Origin of the sequence: Saccharomonospora marina XMU15 (assembly GCF_000244955.1) — a bacterium.
Taxonomy (GTDB): domain Bacteria; phylum Actinomycetota; class Actinomycetes; order Mycobacteriales; family Pseudonocardiaceae; genus Saccharomonospora_A; species Saccharomonospora_A marina.
The window spans coordinates 1,933,021-1,950,461 of record NZ_CM001439.1; the positions used below are offsets into that span (position 1 = coordinate 1,933,021).

General features: G+C 68.3%; 18 protein-coding genes, 1 tRNA gene and 1 pseudogene. 10 read left to right on the forward strand and 10 right to left on the reverse strand.

The window, feature by feature from the left end:
• Positions 1-18 precede the first annotated feature (18 nt).
• Together SACMADRAFT_RS09140 and SACMADRAFT_RS09145 are read right to left on the reverse strand one after the other, a co-directional pair.
• A complete protein-coding gene (locus tag SACMADRAFT_RS09140) occupies positions 19-636 on the reverse strand; it encodes a hypothetical protein (RefSeq protein ID WP_009153523.1) in 618 nt (205 codons plus the stop codon).
• Between the two features lie 94 nt (positions 637-730).
• A complete protein-coding gene (locus SACMADRAFT_RS09145; protein WP_009153524.1) occupies positions 731-1,702 on the reverse strand; it encodes a sigma-70 family RNA polymerase sigma factor in 972 nt (323 codons plus the stop codon).
• Between the two features lie 323 nt (positions 1,703-2,025).
• Here SACMADRAFT_RS09145 and SACMADRAFT_RS09150 point away from each other — a divergent pair, with 323 nt between their 5' ends.
• The 4 genes from SACMADRAFT_RS09150 to SACMADRAFT_RS09165 are packed head-to-tail and all read left to right on the forward strand — an operon-like array spanning position 2,026 to position 5,255.
• Positions 2,026-3,252 carry an NRAMP family divalent metal transporter gene (locus tag SACMADRAFT_RS09150; protein WP_009153525.1) on the forward strand — a complete coding sequence of 409 codons (1,227 nt, stop codon included), beginning with the start codon at positions 2,026-2,028 and terminating at the stop codon, positions 3,250-3,252.
• A 10-nt stretch (positions 3,253-3,262) separates the two neighbouring features.
• Positions 3,263-4,036: a LamB/YcsF family protein gene (locus SACMADRAFT_RS09155; protein WP_009153526.1), complete on the forward strand. Its 774-nt coding sequence runs from the start codon at positions 3,263-3,265 to the stop codon at positions 4,034-4,036.
• Between the two features lie 50 nt (positions 4,037-4,086).
• Complete coding sequence (locus SACMADRAFT_RS09160) at positions 4,087-4,968, forward strand: 5-oxoprolinase subunit C family protein (protein WP_009153527.1); 882 nt, start codon at positions 4,087-4,089, stop codon at positions 4,966-4,968.
• Positions 4,969-4,997: 29 nt separating this feature from the next.
• Positions 4,998-5,255 (forward strand): hypothetical protein, encoded by a 258-nt coding sequence (locus tag SACMADRAFT_RS09165; RefSeq protein WP_009153528.1) that lies wholly within the window; start codon positions 4,998-5,000, stop codon positions 5,253-5,255.
• Positions 5,256-5,271: 16 nt separating this feature from the next.
• Here the strand turns inward: SACMADRAFT_RS09165 and SACMADRAFT_RS09170 are convergent, their stop codons facing one another.
• From SACMADRAFT_RS09170 to SACMADRAFT_RS09185, 4 genes are all read right to left on the reverse strand, one after another.
• Positions 5,272-5,496 (reverse strand): hypothetical protein, encoded by a 225-nt coding sequence (locus SACMADRAFT_RS09170; RefSeq protein ID WP_009153529.1) that lies wholly within the window; start codon positions 5,494-5,496, stop codon positions 5,272-5,274.
• 172 nt (positions 5,497-5,668) lie between these two features.
• The gene (locus SACMADRAFT_RS31260; RefSeq protein ID WP_009153530.1) at positions 5,669-7,207 is read right to left on the reverse strand and encodes a 5-oxoprolinase subunit B/C family protein; all 1,539 of its coding nucleotides are present in this window, start codon (positions 7,205-7,207) and stop codon (positions 5,669-5,671) included.
• Between the two features lie 113 nt (positions 7,208-7,320).
• On the reverse strand, positions 7,321-8,850 hold the full coding sequence (locus SACMADRAFT_RS09180) for a serine/threonine-protein kinase (RefSeq protein WP_009153531.1): 1,530 nt from the start codon (positions 8,848-8,850) through the stop codon (positions 7,321-7,323).
• A 29-nt stretch (positions 8,851-8,879) separates the two neighbouring features.
• Positions 8,880-10,232: a chloride channel protein gene (locus SACMADRAFT_RS09185; protein WP_232285563.1), complete on the reverse strand. Its 1,353-nt coding sequence runs from the start codon at positions 10,230-10,232 to the stop codon at positions 8,880-8,882.
• A 60-nt stretch (positions 10,233-10,292) separates the two neighbouring features.
• On the opposite strand from SACMADRAFT_RS09185, the gene SACMADRAFT_RS09190 reads away from it, so the two are divergent.
• The gene (locus SACMADRAFT_RS09190; protein WP_040926228.1) at positions 10,293-10,760 is read left to right on the forward strand and encodes a MarR family winged helix-turn-helix transcriptional regulator; all 468 of its coding nucleotides are present in this window, start codon (positions 10,293-10,295) and stop codon (positions 10,758-10,760) included.
• On the opposite strand, the gene SACMADRAFT_RS09195 is transcribed toward SACMADRAFT_RS09190, so the two are convergent.
• Complete coding sequence (locus SACMADRAFT_RS09195; RefSeq protein WP_009153534.1) at positions 10,761-11,222, reverse strand: DoxX family protein; 462 nt, start codon at positions 11,220-11,222, stop codon at positions 10,761-10,763.
• A 189-nt stretch (positions 11,223-11,411) separates the two neighbouring features.
• Between SACMADRAFT_RS09195 and SACMADRAFT_RS09200 the strand changes: the two genes are divergently transcribed.
• Positions 11,412-11,485 (forward strand) — tRNA-Ile (locus SACMADRAFT_RS09200).
• A gap of 114 nt (positions 11,486-11,599) precedes the next feature.
• On the opposite strand, the gene SACMADRAFT_RS09205 is transcribed toward SACMADRAFT_RS09200, so the two are convergent.
• Both SACMADRAFT_RS09205 and SACMADRAFT_RS09210 read right to left on the reverse strand, forming a co-directional pair.
• Positions 11,600-12,328, reverse strand: coding sequence for a response regulator transcription factor (locus SACMADRAFT_RS09205; RefSeq protein ID WP_009153535.1), 729 nt, complete (start codon positions 12,326-12,328; stop codon positions 11,600-11,602).
• A complete protein-coding gene (locus tag SACMADRAFT_RS09210) occupies positions 12,325-13,422 on the reverse strand; it encodes a sensor histidine kinase (RefSeq protein ID WP_232285564.1) in 1,098 nt (365 codons plus the stop codon). Before SACMADRAFT_RS09210 ends, SACMADRAFT_RS09205 begins: the two co-directional genes overlap by 4 nt.
• 185 nt (positions 13,423-13,607) lie before the next feature.
• Between SACMADRAFT_RS09210 and SACMADRAFT_RS09215 the strand changes: the two genes are divergently transcribed.
• Together SACMADRAFT_RS09215 and SACMADRAFT_RS29880 are read left to right on the forward strand one after the other, a co-directional pair.
• Positions 13,608-15,161, forward strand: coding sequence for a DUF1349 domain-containing protein (locus SACMADRAFT_RS09215; RefSeq protein WP_009153537.1), 1,554 nt, complete (start codon positions 13,608-13,610; stop codon positions 15,159-15,161).
• Positions 15,162-15,339: 178 nt separating this feature from the next.
• Positions 15,340-15,473, forward strand: a pseudogene (locus SACMADRAFT_RS29880) (IS30 family transposase); the annotation flags it as partial.
• Between the two features lie 329 nt (positions 15,474-15,802).
• On the opposite strand, the gene SACMADRAFT_RS09220 reads toward SACMADRAFT_RS29880, so the two are convergent.
• Positions 15,803-16,240 (reverse strand): alpha/beta hydrolase, encoded by a 438-nt coding sequence (locus tag SACMADRAFT_RS09220; RefSeq protein ID WP_157617223.1) that lies wholly within the window; start codon positions 16,238-16,240, stop codon positions 15,803-15,805.
• 129 nt (positions 16,241-16,369) lie between these two features.
• Between SACMADRAFT_RS09220 and SACMADRAFT_RS09225 the strand changes: the two genes are divergently transcribed.
• Positions 16,370-16,888, forward strand: coding sequence for a helix-turn-helix domain-containing protein (locus tag SACMADRAFT_RS09225; RefSeq protein ID WP_198285945.1), 519 nt, complete (start codon positions 16,370-16,372; stop codon positions 16,886-16,888).
• The gene (locus tag SACMADRAFT_RS09230; protein ID WP_009153540.1) at positions 16,885-17,229 is read left to right on the forward strand and encodes a HepT-like ribonuclease domain-containing protein; all 345 of its coding nucleotides are present in this window, start codon (positions 16,885-16,887) and stop codon (positions 17,227-17,229) included. Before SACMADRAFT_RS09225 ends, SACMADRAFT_RS09230 begins: the two co-directional genes overlap by 4 nt.
• The last annotated feature ends 212 nt before the right edge of the window (positions 17,230-17,441 follow it).

Sequence of the window (17,441 nt, forward strand, 5' to 3'; positions counted from 1 at the left end):
CCCCGACCGGCTCCCCCGTTACTTGTCCCGCTGTTCCGCGTCGCGCTTCACGGTGTTCAGTACCGCTTTCTGTATCGCCCTCACGAACGGCGCGATGGTCTTCCAGTACACGGCGAACTTCGCCGCGCTGAGGGTGTCGTTGAGTATGACCCGGATGTCGTAGCTGACCAGCGAGCTGTTCTCGCCGTACGGCCGGGTCGAAAGCGACATGACGATCTTGCCGTAGCCCGGTTCCGCGAACTCGGTGAAACGTTCTGCCTCGACGGGCCGCCATTCGACGACTGGTTTCCAGAACCGGCCCGCGGCGCCTGCCGCGATCTCCTTACCGGGTGTCTCACCGAGGATCACCCAGTCCGAGCCCGTGGCCATGTCGTCGAAGGTCATGCGAGTGGGCGTGCGCGGCGGCCCGTGCCTGCGCTCGCGCCAGCGTTGCGGGAGCGCTCGGACCCATTGCACCGCGTCCACCAGCGTGGTGTGGACGTCGGTGAAGTCGAGCGCCCGCACGAACTCGTACGCCCGCTCGGGGGTGGTGTCCACCACGACGTGCTCGGTCTGTATGACGTCGTAGCGCGGGGCGAACCGGTCGGCGAGCATGGCCGATTCGGTCGTGGCTCGCCGCTCTTGGGTGGTGGGCATGACTGCCTCCCTCGGACCGCGTTGTGAGGTGCCCCGAACGTTCCTTGCCGTCGCGGTGACAGGGAAGGGACGAAAGTCCCCTGCGGTCCTCGGCTCAGCCGACGTACTTGTGGAGGCGCTCGCAGCGCTCGGGTTCGCGCAGTTTCCGCAGGGTGCGGCGCTCGATCTGCCTGATCCGTTCCTTGGTCACCCCGAACTCGCGGCCGATCTCCTCCAGGGTGCGCTGGTGTCCGTCGTCCAGCCCGCACCGTCGGCTGATGACGTCGCGTTCGCGGGGTTGCAGCGTCGCCAGCGTGGCGTTGATGTCGGCGCGCAGCAGCCGGTAGGACACGCTGTCGACGAGGTCGTCGCCGTGCTCGCGCTGCCGGATCAGGTCGGCGAGGCTGACGGTGGCGTCCTCGCCGATGTGCTGGTCGAGGCTCGCAGGCTCCTGGTCGTAGGCCTGCAACTCGATGATGTCGAGCACGGTCATCCCGCTTTCCCGTGCCAACTCCTCCGCCTGCGGCTGCCTGCCCAGCCGTCCCACGAGCTCTCTGCGTGCCCTGGCGACGCGGTTCAGTTGATCCACAACCCGTGCCGGCAGCCGGACCAACCGCGACTGGTCGGTCAGGGCACGTGTGATCGACTGCCGGATCCACCACGTGGCGTAGGTGGAGAACTTGAACCCGAGCTTGTAGTCGTGCTTGCGCACAGCATGGATGAGCCCGATGTTTCCTTCCTGGATCAGGTCGGGCAGCGGGATACCGTGGCCGACGTATCGCTTCGCCACGCTGACGACCAGCCGAAGGTTGGCCTCCAGCATCTGCCGGGTGGCCGCCGCGCCGTCCTCGGCCACGGCGAGCAGCGCGGCCCGGGCGTCGCCGTCGTGGTCGCCGGGGTGCTGGGTGAGTAGGTGCTCGGCGTAAACGCCCGCCTCGATCCGTTTCGCGAGCTGGATCTCCTCTTCGCGCGTGAGCAGCCGAGTTCGGCCGATCCGTTCCAGGTAGTCCGCGAGCAGACCGGTGCCTGCCTCGTGCGGTCCCCGCGGGTCGTTGTCGGTGGTGCCTTCCACGTCGGCCGTTTTCACCGAGTGGTCACCTGCCTCACACCTTTCACGCTGTGCTCGGGCAAGAACCCACTTCCGTGGTCGAGCCTGCTGGTCGGCGCTGGCAGCCGGGTGCCGAGGCGGAACCGGCACGGGTTGGTCCGAATCCACTGCTAGTGGTCACCGCGGCCGCCCCGGGTGCGGGACGACTACGGGTACCGCCCGTTGACCCCGACGCGGCCCAGGTGGTGGCGCGGCTCGTGTGCTGGTCACGACAGGAGTTAATCAAGACGTTGCACAAGGCTCTTGCAGAATTGTTCAACAACTCATACCTTGTGTCGCACTGCACAGATCGGAGTTCTCTCATGGCGGAACAACTTGACTCGACCGTGGAAAAACCACGGTCAGGCGTGACCAAGGGGACCCTGCTGGGCGCGATCTTCTTGATGGCGACCAGCGCTATCGGTCCCGGCTTCATCACACAGACGACAGCGTTCACAGTGCAACTGGGCGCCGCGTTCGCGTTCGCGATCCTGCTGTCCATCCTGATCGACATCGCGGTGCAGCTGAACGTGTGGCGTGTGATCGGCGTGTCGGGGATGCGAGCCCAGGAACTGGGCAACCGGGTGCTGCCCGGACTCGGGTTCGTGATGGCGGCCCTGGTCGTCTTCGGTGGCCTGGTGTTCAACATCGGCAACATCGCGGGCACCTCGCTGGGTCTGGACGCGCTGTTCGGTGTGGACGTCAAGATCGGTGGAGCCATCTCCGCTGTCATCGCGATCGCGATCTTCCTGAGCAAGAAGGCCGGCGTGGCGATGGACCGCATCGTGGTGGTGCTCGGTGTCCTCATGATCGCGCTGACCATCTATGTCGCGATCGCCTCCGGCCCTCCCGTGGGTGAGGCCATGCGCCAGTCGGTGATCCCGGACGAGGTCGACTTCCTGGCGATCACGACGCTGATCGGTGGCACGGTCGGTGGTTACATCACCTATGCGGGTGCGCACCGGCTCGTCGACGCCGGGGTGAAGGGTCCGGAGCAGGTCGTTCAGGTCAGCCGCAGTTCGGTCGTCTCGTTGCTGGTCACCGGGGTCATGCGGATCGTGCTGTTCCTCGCCATCCTCGGGGTGGTGGCCGCGGGCGTCACGCTCGGAGACGGCAACCCGACGGCCGCCGCGTTCCAGCACGCCGCGGGTGAGGTCGGGCTGCGCCTGTTCGGCATGATCCTCTGGGGTGCCGCCATCACGTCGGTGATCGGTGCGTCCTACACCTCGGTTTCGTTCATCGCGTCGTTCTCGCCCGTACTGGAGCGTCGCCGGAACTGGCTGGTTGTCGCCTTCATCGCGATCTCGTTGACGGCGTTCCTGATGATGGAGCAGGCGCCGACGACGTTGCTGATCCTCGCGGGTGCGCTCAACGGTCTGATCCTGCCGGTCGGCTTCGGCGTGCTGATGTGGGTCGCGGCGAGGCGGCGGGACCTGCTGGGTGGCTACAACTATCCGAAGTGGCTGATGGGCATCGGCGTGGTGACCTGGCTGCTCACGCTGTACCTGGGCTGGAAGGCACTCAGTGGCATCACCGCACTCTGGAGCTGAGGACCGACCGTTGGATCTCAATTCGGACCTCGCGGAAGGCTTCGGACGTTGGACGCTGGGTGACGATGCGGCGCTGCTCGACATCGTCACCAGCGCCAACGTTGCCTGTGGCTTCCATGCGGGAGACCCGGGCGCGATTCGCAGGACCTGCGAGAAGGCGGCCGAGAACGGGGTGGCGATCGGCGCTCAGGTCGGCTACCGCGACCTGGCGGGCTTCGGGCGCCGGTTCATCGACATGGACCCCGTCGAACTGATCGACGACCTGATCTACCAGATCGGTGCGGTGTCGGGACTGGCGCGCGTGGTGGGCACCGAGGTGACCTATGTGAAGCCGCACGGTGCCCTCTACAACGCCATCGCCGAGCACGAGGAGCAGGCGCAGGCGGTGATCGAGGCGGTGCGCCAGTACGACCCTTCGCTGGTGGTGCTGGGCCTTGCCGGTGCCGACTGGCTCGGCTGGGCCGAACAGGCGGGACTGCGCACCGTGCACGAAGCGTTCGCCGACCGGGCCTACACACCGGACGGGAAGCTGGTTTCCCGCAGGCAGCCCGGTGCGGTGCTGCACGATGCGCAGGAGATCGCGCGGCGGTGCCTGCGCATCGCGCGGGGCGAACCCATCGAGGCGATCGACGGCAGTCAGCTTGTCGTTCGCGCCGGATCGATCTGCGTGCACGGCGACAGTCCCGGCGCGGTGGGGATCGCGAACGAGGTCCGCACCGCTCTCACCGCCGGTGGGGTGCGGCTGAAGCCGTTCGCTCCCGCAACGGTCGCGGTCTCGAACTGAAGCGGCCCGGGCGGCAGGTAGCCAAGGAGAGAAGAGAACCAGGAGACATGGTGAGTGCGGCATTGGAGATCTTGCAGAGCGGTCCTTTGTCGACGATCCAGGACCTCGGAAGACCGGGATACGCCGCTACGGGGGTGGGGGAAAGCGGCGCGGCCGACCGCGGATCGCTGCGGTTGGCCAACCGGCTGGTCGGCAACGACGAGAATGCCGCCGCCATCGAGGTCACGCTGGGTGGTCTGGAGTTGCGGGCGGGCAGTGCCGTCGCCGTGGCCGTCACGGGCGCGCCGTGCGAGGTCACCACAGGCGGGCGCCCGCAGCCCATGAACACGCTGCTCGACCTCGCGGCTGGAGCCATCCTCCGGCTGGGAATCGCCCGGCGTGGCCTGCGCAGCTACGTGGCCGTGCGTGGCGGCATCGACGTCCAGCCAGTCCTCGGTTCCCGATCTACCGACCTGCTGTCCGGGCTGGGTCCCGCTCCGCTCTCGCCGGGGGCGCGACTGCCGGTCGGCTCCGAACCCGCGATCCGGCCCATGGAAGGCAGGCCGTCGCAGCGGTTCGACACCGACGACCTGGTGTTGCGGGTCGTCCCGGGTCCGCGGGACAGCTGGTTCACCAGGTCCGCGTTGAAGAGACTGCTCAGCGAGTCCTATGTGGTCACCTCGGAGACCAACCGGATCGGCGTCCGGCTCGACGGTCCCGCCCTCACCCGGGTTCGGCACGGCGATCTGCCCAGCGAGGGGCTGGTGGCAGGCGGTCTGCTCGTCCCGCCTTCGGGAAAACCGACGCTGTCCCTTGTCAACCACCCGGTGCTGGGCGATTTTCCCGCCATCGCGACGGTGCTGGCCGCCGATCTCGACAAGGCCGCACAGGCAAGGCCGGGCCAGCGCCTGAATTTCGTCGCACTCGACGCGCTCGCCGCGCGCGCCGCCTGATCCACCGAGCAGTTTGGAGGAAGCCGGACATGCCCGAAGCCGCCTCACGTCGTGATCTGACGAATCGGGACAGGGAACTGCTGCGTGCCGTGGCTGCCGGCCGGGTGGAGCTTTCCTGTGGTAGCGCGCCGGACTTCTTTGTGGACGGTGTCGCGTGGTGTGATCAGTTCGGCGCTCGCGGGCTCGTCCGTGACGGACTCATCTGCCAGCAGCGTGCCGGTCGATTCGGCGATCGGGTGAGCGCTCGCCTCACCACGGAGGGTGTGAGACGCGCCGAGCGAGGCTGAGCCCGGCGTTCGGCCGCTAGGCCCGCGAACCCACTCGCCTGCGTAGCCACGACATCGCGCGACCCCGGATACCGCTGTGGTGCCGGATCTGCCTGCCCGCAGCGGGTCGGGAGTGGACGAGGCACGCGTCGCACGGCACCTCGCGCGAGGTGACCAGACCGTTCTCTGCGTCTATCACGGTCTCGAGCAGCCAGCCACTGCCGTCGCCGCAGATTCCGCACTTGACCTTCCCTGTCGCCATGGCAAGAATTGTCCCGGTCGCCGCTTACACCTCTCTGACAACGAAAACCGGCCACTCGCCCACGTTCTCGCACGTCAGCAGGCAGATCAACGGCGCGAAACCGGCTGCCACGGCAGCGGTACGGCAGCCTCCTCGCCCGCGCTCAGTACAGTGAGGACAGCGGGGGAGACGCTCAGTTCACGACCTGGAACGACACGTGCTGACCGGGCCTGGCCTGCGCCACCACGGGCAGGTCTTCGGTGGTGACAACGGCGAGCACGGGATAGCCGTCGGTCACCGGATGGTCGGCGAGCAGAAGCTGCGGCTGGCCGGAATGCGGGACCTGGATGGCGCCGGGGACCATTCCCTCGCTGGGGAGTTCACGCTGAATCGATCGCCGCAGGGCAGGTCCTCGCAACCGGACGGCCGTTCGATCGCTGTCCTGCGAGACGACGTAGGTGGAGTCCTGGAGGATGTCCAACGCATCGGGCGCGAACCAGCCCGCTCGTGGCCCGGCGGTGATGCGCACGATCAGGCTGCTGCTCGGTGGATCGGCAACCGGGGCGGTGGTGTAGGCGCGTTGGTGCCGCAGCTGGTCGGTGCCGATGGGGAGCACGTCCCCCGCGGTCAGCGGTGTGGGACCCAAGCCTGCCCGGACATCGGTCGAGCGCGACGAGAGCGTTTGTGGCACGCCGATTCCGCCGCGCACGGAGATGTAGGTACGTACTCCCGTGGCCGGCTTGCCAACTACCACCTGCTCGCCCGCCGCCACGGCGAAGGGCGTGTTCATCGCTTCGCCGTAGCCCTCGCGGCTGATGGGGCACGGGGCGCCAGTGACGGCGACCCTGGCCGCGCGGTGGAACCGCAGTGCGAGCCCGCCGAACGTCAGCTCCAGACACGCGGCGCCGTCGGGGTTGCCGACGAGCCGGTTGGCCAGTCTGGCCGAGCGAGGGTCGGCCGCACCAGCATGCCCGATCCCCAGCTGTGCCATGCCGTGCCTGCCCAGATCCTGCACGGTCGACATGCCACCGGCTTCGACGACCTCGATCACCGAATCGCCGGGAACGGGCGTGCCCGCGGTCGGCCGCGATCCGTTCGATGTGGACACGTCGGTTCGCAGGTGTGTGACCGGGTCGAAACGCACCCGCGCTCCGGGGCGCAGCAGGGCCTGCGGCCGCCGGTGGGGGTCCCACAGCGCCACATCGGTGCGTCCCAGCAGTTGCCACCCCCCGGGCGCGGTCTGCGGGTAGACACCGGTGTAGGCGTCGGCGATCGCGACGGCACCCGCGGGCACGCCCGGACGGGGGTTCGGTCTTCTCGGCACGTGCAACCGTGGGTCCAGGCCGGTCAGGTAGGCGAAGCCGGGGGCGAACCCGCCGAAGCGCACGACGTACTCCGGTTCCGCATGTGCGGCGGTCACCTCGTCGATGTCGAGGCCGGTCAGCCGTGACACCTCCGCGAGGTCCTCCCCGTCGTAGACCACGGGAAGGGTCACCAGGTCGCCCTCGGGCGGCTCGACAGCGACTGGTGTGGTCGCCTGGATCCGCCGGGTCAGCGTCGAGGCGTCGGTCACCCAGGGCTCGTAGCACACCAGCACGGTGCGGGCGCCCGGCACGAGGTCGGTCACCCCTGCCGGAGGGTTCTCGGTGAGAGCGGCATGCAGTCCGAGAACGGTCTCGAAGTCGGCCACGTCGACCAGAAGAGCTTGCTCGCCGTAGGGGTGAACTCGCATCCAACGCTCCGCCCGTTGAGCCGCTAGTTGTTCAACAACTTAGCACAACGAGAGGATTGTTCAACAATCTCGGAGGTTGTGTCGAGCTACCGTGGACGCCCGCGGGCGACCGCTCAGTTGTCCTCGCCCTTCTTGTCGTCCTCGCCTTTCTTGTCGGTCTCGCCCTTGCCCTTCTTCTCGTCCTTGTTGTCCTCGTCCTTGTCCGACTCGGGTGGCGCGCTGCGTTGCCGGTGCAGCAAGGTGTCGGTGCCGATGACCACGGCGTTGTCCAGCACCATCAGTTCGAACTGGTGGAACTCGGTGATCGTGGCGCCCCCGCGCATGGCGAACTCCACGCCGACATGAACGGTGTCGTCGCCGGTGGAGCGGGGGGCGGACACCACGGTGACCTGCTTGACCCGTGCCCAGCGCGCGTCGAAGTCGTCGCGGCCCTCGGCTCGAAGCTCGGGGCCGAGATGTGCCCAGGCCGCGTCCGGGTTGTCCGGAAGTTGCGCGTAGAAGTCGGCCACCACGGCCTCCATCTCGGCAGGGGTGAGCGTTCTCGTGGTGGAGGTGGGTGCGGTGGTGGTCGGCTGCTGGGCGCCGGCGTTGGGCGGTGCTTCGTCGCCGTTGGTCAGCACGAGCAGGATCGTCACGAGCAGTGCCGCGCCGACCGCGGCCGCGGCGTAGGTCCAGGGTTTGGTCCGCCGCCGCGCCGGCTCGTGACCGGCGGCCGGACTCATGTCCAGGCGCGTGCCGCCCGCGTTGGCGCGGCTCACCGCCTGCGTGGGCGGGCCTGGCACTGCCGGTATCGGCTGGGTGTGGTCCAGATCGGGAGCCTGTCCCGAGGCGATCGCCCGCATGGATTCGCGAGCCTGCTCGGCGGTGGGGCGCAGCCGCGGGTCGTCGGCGAGCATGCCGAGCAGCAGTGGGGTGAGCGCACCCGCTCGGCTCGGTGGCGCCACCACGCCCGCGGCGACCCGATGCAGCACTCCCAGCGGGTTCGTCTCGTCGTCGCCGAACGGCGGCGAGCCCTCCACGGCCGCGTAGACGGTCGCGCCGAGGGAGTACATGTCGGAGGCCGTGCTGGGTTGCTGCCCCCTGGCGACCTCCGGTGCCAGGTATGCGGGGGTGCCCGCGACCACGCCCGCCCTGGTCACCGAGATGTCGCCGCCCGCGTGCGAGATGCCGAAGTCGGCGAGCTTGGCCGTGCCGTCCTCGCCGATGAGCACGTTGGCCGGTTTGACGTCGCGGTGCACGATGCCCGCGCGGTGTGCCGCCGCCAGCGCGGAGGCGACCTGCGTGCCTACCCGTGCTGCGGCCGCGGGGCTCAACGCGCCTTCGCGAGCCAGCACGTCGGCGAGTGTGCGCGCCGGGAAGAACTCCATGACCAGCAACGGAAGCCCTGCGTCCTCGGCGACGTCGTGCACCGCGATGGCGTTGGGATGATGCAGCCGTGCGGCGATGCGGCCCTCCCGCATCGCCCGTTGCCGCGCCTCCTCCGCGCCCGCGGCGTCGAGCCCCGGCTGGATCAGTAGTTGCTTCACCGCGACCGTGCGGCCGAGTCGTTCGTCGGCGGCCTCCCACACGATGCCCATAGCCCCGGTGCCGACATGCCGACGCAGCCGGTAACGGCCCGCCAGGAGATCACCGACCTCGCTCACGGAACATCCTCTCGCCTCGTGCAACCCGATCAGGGTAGGCGTTGAGCGGATTCGGGTGCCGCGCCGGCCTCGATCTCGACGCCGCGCTTGCGCAGTTTTCGCGTGTAGATGGTGTCGGCCGACAGCGCCCTGCCGACGAGTGTTGCCACGACGACCGCGGTCATGAGCGGCAGGATGATCGTGTACTGGCCGGTGAGCTCGAACAGCACGATCACAGCCGTGATCGGTGCGTGTGCCGCGCCCGCGAAGGCGGCGCCCATGCCGATCAGCCCGTACACGCCAGGGGCGGTGGTCAGTTGCGGCAGCCAGGTGTGTACCACGATGCCGAAGGCCGTTGCGCCCATCGCACCGATGAACAGTGACGGCGCGAACACGCCCCCCGAACCGCCGACCCCGATGGTGAGGCTGGTCGCCAGTATCTTTCCGAAGAGCAGGATCAGCAGGAAACCCAGCAGGTACTCGCCGCTCAAGGCGTTCTGCAGCACCGGATAGCCCACGCCGTACAGCTGCGGCAGCACCAACAGCAGCGCGCCTACCGCGACGCCGCCCACGGCGGGGCGAAGCCATTCCGGTCCTCGCCATAGCCGATCGCACAGCAGCTCCACCGCGTGCAGCACATGGCCGAAGAGCACGCCGATCGCGCCGATCAGCGCGCCCAGCACGACGAACAGCAGGTACTCCAGCGGGTGGTGCAGGGTGAAGCTGGGCAGGTTCAACAACGCCTCGTCGCCGAGTACGGCCCGGCCGACGACGCTCGCGGTGACGCTGGCCAGCACCACCGCGCCGAACGATTCCGCGGCGAAGTCGCGCAGCAGCAGTTCCATCGCGAAGAACGGTCCCGCCAGCGGTGCGTTGAAGGTGGCCGCGATGCCACCTGCCGCGCCGCAGGCCACGAGGACACGCAGCCGGGAACGGGGCAGCCGCATCGCCCGCCCGAAGGCTGACCCCAACGCCGAGCCGATTTGCACGATCGGACCTTCCCTGCCCACCGAGCCGCCGGATCCGATACACAGCGCGGAAGCGATTGCCTTTACCGCGCTCACCTTGCCCGGGATCTCGCCGCCGCGTGCCGCGACCGCGTACATCACTTCCGGGACACCGTGCCCGCGTGCTTCGGGGGCGAAGCGGTGTACCAGTGGGCCGTACAGCAGGCCGGCGAGGGCGGGCGCGAGCAGCAGGAACCACGGGCCGAGTGCGGGCAGCCACGGGTGCGCCTCGCCGCCCGCCACGGAGTAGTCGGCGTGACCCGAGAACAGCCACGTGAACGATCCGACCAGCCAGCGGAACACGATCGCACCGAGGCCCGCCGCCGCGCCGATCACGACGGAGAGCGTGGCCAACCCTGACGAGCTTTGCCGCAACCAGATCAAGGTCCGAGACACAATTGCATTGTGCAACACTTGTCCAGTGCGGCAGTAGTGGTGGTGCTGTACAACGGAGGCATGTCAGAGGATGTCGACACGATCACCGATGCCGTGCTGACCGCATCAAGGCTGCTCGTGGCGGTTTCGGCCCGGTCGATCGCGGCGGTCGACGAGTCCATCACGATCCCGCAGTTCCGGCTGCTTGTGGTGCTGGAAAGCCGCGGGCGCAGCAAACTCACGACACTGGCCGAGCAACTGGGGGTCAACCCGTCGACGGCGACGCGGATGGTGGACCGGTTGGTGGTCAGCGGGCTGGTCAGCAGGCAGGCGAATCCCGATTCCCGGCGGGAGTTGCTCGTGGGTCTCACCGAGGTCGGTGCCTCGGTCGTTCGAGCCGTCACCGAGCGCAGGCGGGCAGAGGTGAGCCGGATCGTCGAGCGCATGCCTGCCGAGGCGCGGCACGGTCTGGTGCGGGCGCTGTCGGCGTTCACCGAGGCCGGAAACGAGCCGTCGGTGACGGCCCACGGGGAGGTCGTGTGGGTCTGACTATCCCACGGTTGCCCGGTGCCTCGTCCGGAGTGGACGGTAGGTGTGGAGTACGGCGAGCGTGGCGGCCAGGTACAGGCACTGTTGCAGGATTCGGGGCAGCAGCGGGGTTACCGGGTCGCCGCCGAGGGTGAGCCCTTCCAGCGCCGCGTAGATGTTGGCGGGCAACATCGCCAGTAGCAGCAGGCTCAACCCGGCCGCCGCCCATCCGGCCGTGCGCCGGTGCAGCAGGCCCAGTGCGCCCACGAATTCCAGGATGCCGGTAACGGTCACGAGCAGGCTCGGCGAAGGGAGGGCGGGCGGCACCATCGCGATCAGATCGTCGCGGTAGGCGACGAAATGCACGGTGGCGGTCATGGTGAACATGACGGCGAGTCCGCCGCGTAACGCGACGTGCCAGCGACGTCTGCCGACCACGATGAGCAGCAACGTGGTGCCGACGAGGGCGAGCAGCGGGCCCATGAGCGCTCCCGTTCCGGTCAAAACTTGTCACTGGATAGATTGCCTCGCGAGGGGAATCTTGTCAACGACAAGTTCGAGTTTCGTCGCTAGGACAGGGGCAGGGTGTGGCGATCGAAAGGGGAGAGCGGCGGAGCTATATAGTGCGACAAGCGGGACATCAGGGACCGCGCGACCGGATCCACCCGGTCAGGGCCGGTAGCTCAGTAGGTTAGAGCAGGGGACTCATAATCCCTTGGCCGCGGGTTCGAGCCCCGCCCGGCCCACTCGACCGTAGCATCGGTAGCCCTCCGGTTCGTTTGACCTGTGGCTTCGCCTCCTGAGGGGTTACCGATGGAGCCTTGTCAGTTGTGGCATTGCGCGAACTCTGTCGTGCTTTGTCATCGGCCGTGTCCAGCGTCGGCCGTCTTGGGTGGGTCCGCTTGACCGCTTCGGTCAGCGTGGTCGGCCGGATCGGCGATGCGGTAACCGACGCCGTGCGAGGTGGTGATGATCGCGGGTTTGCCCAGTTTGCGGCGCAGCCTGCCGATAGTGACGGTGACGGTGTTGGTGAACGGGTTGGTGTTCTCGTCCCAGACCCGTTCGAGCAGGTTCTCAGTGCTGAGGTAGTCCGGGCTGGCCTGTAGGAGGGCTTCCAGGAGTGCGAATTCCTTGACCGAGAGGTCGAGCTGCCGGCCGTCGCGGGTGGCGGTGCGGCGTGCGGGGTCGAGTTCGATGCCTGCCCCGCGCAAGGTGCGGGCGCGGGCGGTTGGGCGTCGGCGCGCTAGCGCACGTACTCGCAGGATGAGTTCGGGAAAGTGGAAGGGCTTGGCGAGGTAGTCGTCGGCTCCGAGGGTGAGGCCGCTGACCCGGTCTCCGGGGGAACCCGCCGCGGTCAGCATGAGGACCATCGCGCGGTCCTCTCGCTCGGTGATCAGCTGGCAAAGGGTGTCCCCGTGGATTCCGGGCAGGTCGCGGTCGAGCACGATCACGTCGTAGGGGTTGAGGTCGAGTTTGGTGGCGGCGGCCACGCCGTCGTGGGCGATGTCGACGGCCATGCCCTGGTCCCGGAGGCCTTCGGCCAGGACATCGGCCAGTGAGCGTGCGTCTTCGACCACTAGGATCCTCATGCCGGAACTCGTTCCGCGGTCCGTGGCAACGAGATGACGACGCGCAGCCCGCCTGCCGGTCGTGCGTGCAGTTGCAGGCGGCCGATGTGGGCGTCGGTGATGGCCGCGACGATCGACAGGCCAAGTCCGGAGCCGCGCTCCGATCCGGTCCGGTCGGCGACGAGTCGCTGGAACGGCTGGGTGAGGCGGTCGACGTGCTCTTGGTCGAGAACCGCACCGCTCGTCTCCACGACGAGTGCCACGGTGCCGTGCTCGTCTTCCGTTGCGACCCGGATCCAGCCACCGTTCTGGTTGTGCACGATCGCGTTGTCGATGACGTTGTCCACCATGCAAGCCAGCAGTGTGGGGCTGCCGTGGATCGAGGCGGTGTCCCGCAGGTCGCCGTCGTCGAGGGTCAGGTTCTTCTCCGCGATGTTGGTGGCGCGTGCTGTCAGGGCCGCGGACGCCAGATGACGCAGTGAGACCGGAGTTTCGTCGTCGAGCACGTCGTGCTGCGCACGGGCGAGGACGAGAAGGCCCTCCAGGAGGCGGTCGACCCGGTCGAGTTCGGTGCGGAACCGGTTGGCCAGTGTGATCGTCTGGGTTGAGGCTCGGGGTTTCGCCACGGCGACGTCCAACGACGCCCGCATGGTCGCCAGCGGGGTGCGCAGCTCGTGCGAGGCGTTGGCCACGAACCGGCGTTGGGCGGCGAAGGATGCCTCCAGTCGCTCCAGCAGGTCGTCAATGGTGTCCGCGAGGTCCTTGACCTCATCGGCCGGGCCCGGCACTGCTAGCCGCTCGTGCAGGTTCTCGGCGGAGATCTGCCGCGTGGCCGCGGTGATGGTCCGCAGCGGGCGCAGCACCCGGCCGGCGACGATCCCGCCCAGTACCACCGAGACCACGACCATCACGGCGAGCGCGATCAACGAGCCGGCCAGCAGCTGATGCGACCGCGCCGCCTCCATCTCTGACAGCTGGGCCTGCAGTCCGTGGATGAGCTCCTGCGCGGCGGCAAGGCTGGTCTGCTCGGCGGGCGGAGACCGCACCGGCGCGGTCACGGCCACTCGCTCCCCGGCCAGCAGGTTGGTCAGCACCAGCAGAACGATCCCGGACACGAGGAACAGGCCGACGTAAAGGAGGGTGAATCGCAGTCGTACTGTCCGCGCTTGTCGCGTCAGACGCCGTAGCTTGTCCATGTCCTCTCCCCGGTATGCGGCCTCCAGGATGCCGTATGGGACCTAACAGCGGCATGACAGCGGTGGTTCGGACGGTGTTAGGGCCCGGTCCGTAGAACGGACGCGTGCAATCAATCAACCAACGTTTCACCGCGGCGGCGCGCCAGGAGTGGCTTACCTTCCGCAGTCGGGGCCGGATCGTCGCGCTAGCTGTCGCGGCGGTGGTCGTCATCCTGTTCGGACTGCTCTTCGCGTTCAGCAACCGCTCCACCTGCAGCCAAGGGACCGTCGAGGTCGCCTGTCCCACCGACCCGGTGGGACCGCGGGGCCAAGCGGTGAGCGACACGTTCTACTTCGGGCACCGGCCACTCGCCGGCGACGGCAGCATCACCGTCCGGATGACCTCGATGACGGGCATCATCACCTACCCGCCGCCGAACCACGACGAGATCGTGCCCGGTCTCGTGCCGTGGGCGAAAGCGGGCATCATGATCAAGGACGGTGTCACGCAGGGCTCCTCCTACGCGGCGCTCATGGTCACCGGCGGCAACGGTGTGCGGATGCAGTCCGACTACGTCCACGACACGGCCGGCCGCCCCGGCGGCCTGTCGCCACAGGCACCGCGCTGGCTACGGCTGACCCGCTCCGGCGACACCGTCACCGGCTACGAGTCGGCCGACGGTGCCCACTGGACGCAGGTCGGCACGGCTCATCTCGCCGGGCTTTCCGAGACGGTCCAGGTAGGACTGTTCGCCGCGTCTCCGGGAGACCTTACGCTCAGGCCCACCGGCCTTGGGGCGAGCGCCTCGGAGGTGCGCTTCACGCAGGCCACCGCCACCTTCGACAACGTCACCCTGAGCGGCGTGGCCGACGCCGCATGGCGCGGCGAGCCGGTGGGCGACATGGGCCACACCGAGTGGGAGCGCGAGCATCGGGCGCCCGGACTCGTCACGTCGAACGGCACGTTCATCGTCACCGGGTCCGGCGATATCGGGCCGATCGGTACCGTCGGCGGCTACGACGTCGAGGACACCCTGATCGGCCTGGCCATCGGCCTGACCATCGTGATCATCGTGGTGGCACGGTTCATGACCCGAGGGCACCGACCCAGTACGACTGGCGCTTTACCGCTCAGCGCCCGGGCTTTGACAGTGAAATCCGCCGTCATCGGTGTCGTGACATTCTTGACCGGGCTCGCCATCGCGGGCGTGGCATTACCGGTCGGCGTGGCGATGCTGCGCGCCAACGGCGGCAATGTCCGTCCGGTGTCCACGCTCACGGAACTGCGGGTCATCGTCGGCGTAGCCGGGCTGGTCGCCGTCGCCGCCCTCTTCACGCTCGCCCTCGGCGCACTGTTCCGACGTGCCTGGGTGGTGAGCCTCGTCGCGATCGCCGCGATCGTCGTCCCCTACATCATGGCCGCGCTCCCGCTCCTGCCCGAAACCGTGGCCGACTGGCTGCTGCGCCTGACCCCAGCCGCGGGCTTCGCCGTCCAGCAGACCAGGGAGGAGTTCCCGCAGGTAGTCGCCAACTACGCGCCATCGGCAGGCTATTACCCGCTGCCCGGGTGGGCCGGGCTCGCCGTTCTCTGCGGCTACACCGCAGCCCTGCTCGGTCTCGTCGTCCTCCGGCTACGTCGCTCACCCGTCGCGTCATCGCCGAAACCGAAGTGGAGGTGACAACCACCGCTGTGTTCAGCAGCCGACCGCCGGCCTTGGTTCCGGGTTGATCTGGCGCCACCGGGCGTCGGACTCGGGGCGCATGGCTGGATCGTGAGCGGCTGAACCTGGCAGGTTCAGAGGGTCGTAGCATCTGATCTTGGTGTTCGGTGGGGAAGGATTCCCTGTCGTGCACAGGATGTTGACGTTGGCCGATCGGGAGGAGATCTCCCGTGGCTTGGCGGAGTCGTTGGAATACAAGGAAATCGCTGTGCGGATCGGTCGGTCGTGTCGCGTGAGGTGGCCCGTCACGGTGGTCGAGAGTGGCAGCGACCCCCACTACCTCGCCGCCGTCGCCGCCTAGATCAGCGACCGACCCCGTAAGATTCACAACTGGAAAAAACCCAGCGAAGTCTTCACCGAACTCCTCGAAACGGATGCTTCCACCACCTGAACTCGCCCCTTACTGAACGCACCTATGACGAGTCGAACCTGCTCGTCCGCACCGGCGGGTATCCCTGCGGACCGTTCCCCGCCTATGCGCCGTGCGTGGCCGCTACGCTCGCGCCGAAGTCCTCGACGGCGCGACCGAAGGCGACGTTGTCCTCGATGGCGGCCGCGTGCTTGCCACGAAGCCACACAGTCTCCACCTCGGGAACGAGTCATTCGAAGGTGTGCACCGCGTCATGGAACGCCACCGCGTCCTGCTCGCCGTATACAACCAGGGTCGGAACCCCGATGCTGCTCAACCGGCGAGTCTCGTGGGCTTGCTCGAGCACCTGACACGCCGTTCGGTACGCACTCGGCTTCATTGCCGTCAGCGAAGTCCGCACGTGATCGGCAGCGATCGTGCCGCGGAGCGAGCCACGGAACGCGTCGGTGAACCAGGTGTTCAGCGTGGCTTCGACATAGTGGCCGGGGCCGGCCTCCAGCACGGCGGCGGACCGATCCCGCCACATCCGCCGCAGTTCGTCCGGGTAGCAGGCGACCGTGTCGATGAAACCCACCCAGTCGACCAGCCCGCCGCCTGGTGCGGCGATGTGCTGGGCCACCAGCCCGCCAAGCGACACACCCAGCAAGCGGAACGGCGCCGCCTTCACCGCCGCGCCACCCCGGCTGTACACCAGTACAGCAGCGCCGGATGCCCGACGATGAACATCACCCAGGCAGGCGTCCTGCGGCGAGCGGGTGACCGTGTCGACATAAACGATCTGTGATAGGGTTCTGGTGTGGTGGAGAGTGCGGGGGTGATGTTGCGGCGGGCGCGGCGGGGGGCGCGGTTGTCGCAGACGGATCTGGCGCGGCGTGCGGGAGTGGCGCAGCCGATGATCAGTGCGTACGAGTCGGGGCGGCGGGAGCCGAGTTTGCCGACGTTGGCGCGGTTGATCGAGGCGACCGGCCATGGGTTGTCGGTGGAGCTTGTCCCGCCGCCGCGGGATCGGTTCGGGCTTCCGGACACGCGGTTGGGTCGGCGGTTGCGGCGGCACCGGCGCGCGGTGCTGGAGATCGCCGCCGCGCGGGGGGCGCGGAATGTGCGGGTGTTCGGCAGCGTGGCCCGCGGCGAGGACACCGCCACCAGTGATATCGACCTGTTGGTCGATCTGGACAAGGGCGTGGGTGTGGTGGCCTTGGCCGGGCTGCGCCGGGAGCTGACCGAGCTGCTGGGGGTCGGGGTGGACGTGGTGCCTGCGGCAACGCTGAAGCCGGCGGTGCGGGCCGAGGTGCTCGGTGAGGCGATCACGCTGTGAGTCGGCATGACGATCAGCGGCTGCTCGATATTCTCGCGGCCGCGGAGGCCATTGCGAGCCATACCCGGCGTGGCGGTCTTGAAGACGGACTGGTGTTCGATGCGGTGCGGGTGCGGTTGATCGAGATCGGGGACGCGGTGAAGGCCATCGATCCCGCGGTGCTGGCCCACGAGTCGACCATTCCGTGGGTGGACGTGGCGGGCATGCGAGACCATCTCGCCCACCGGTACTTCGACACCGCGCACAGTATCGTCCAGGCGACCGTCACCGACGACCTGCCACCGCTGGTGGCCGCGGTCCGGCGACTACTCGACCAGATGTGCGCCGATCCGTCGGGCTGACCTTGTCCGGCGAGTCCGAACGGTCTCCGTGCGGGGGCGCAGACCGTGGGGGAGCGTCGGCGCTCGCACCGGGCTGAGTGGATCTTCGCTGATAATCCCTTGGCCGCTGGTTCGAGTCCGACCCGGCTCGCGTGCGTTGAACTGCGGCAAAGCCTCCCGCTCGCTCCGCAGGTTGGCCGCTGGCCGAGGGGTTGGCGCGAGCGAAGACCGTC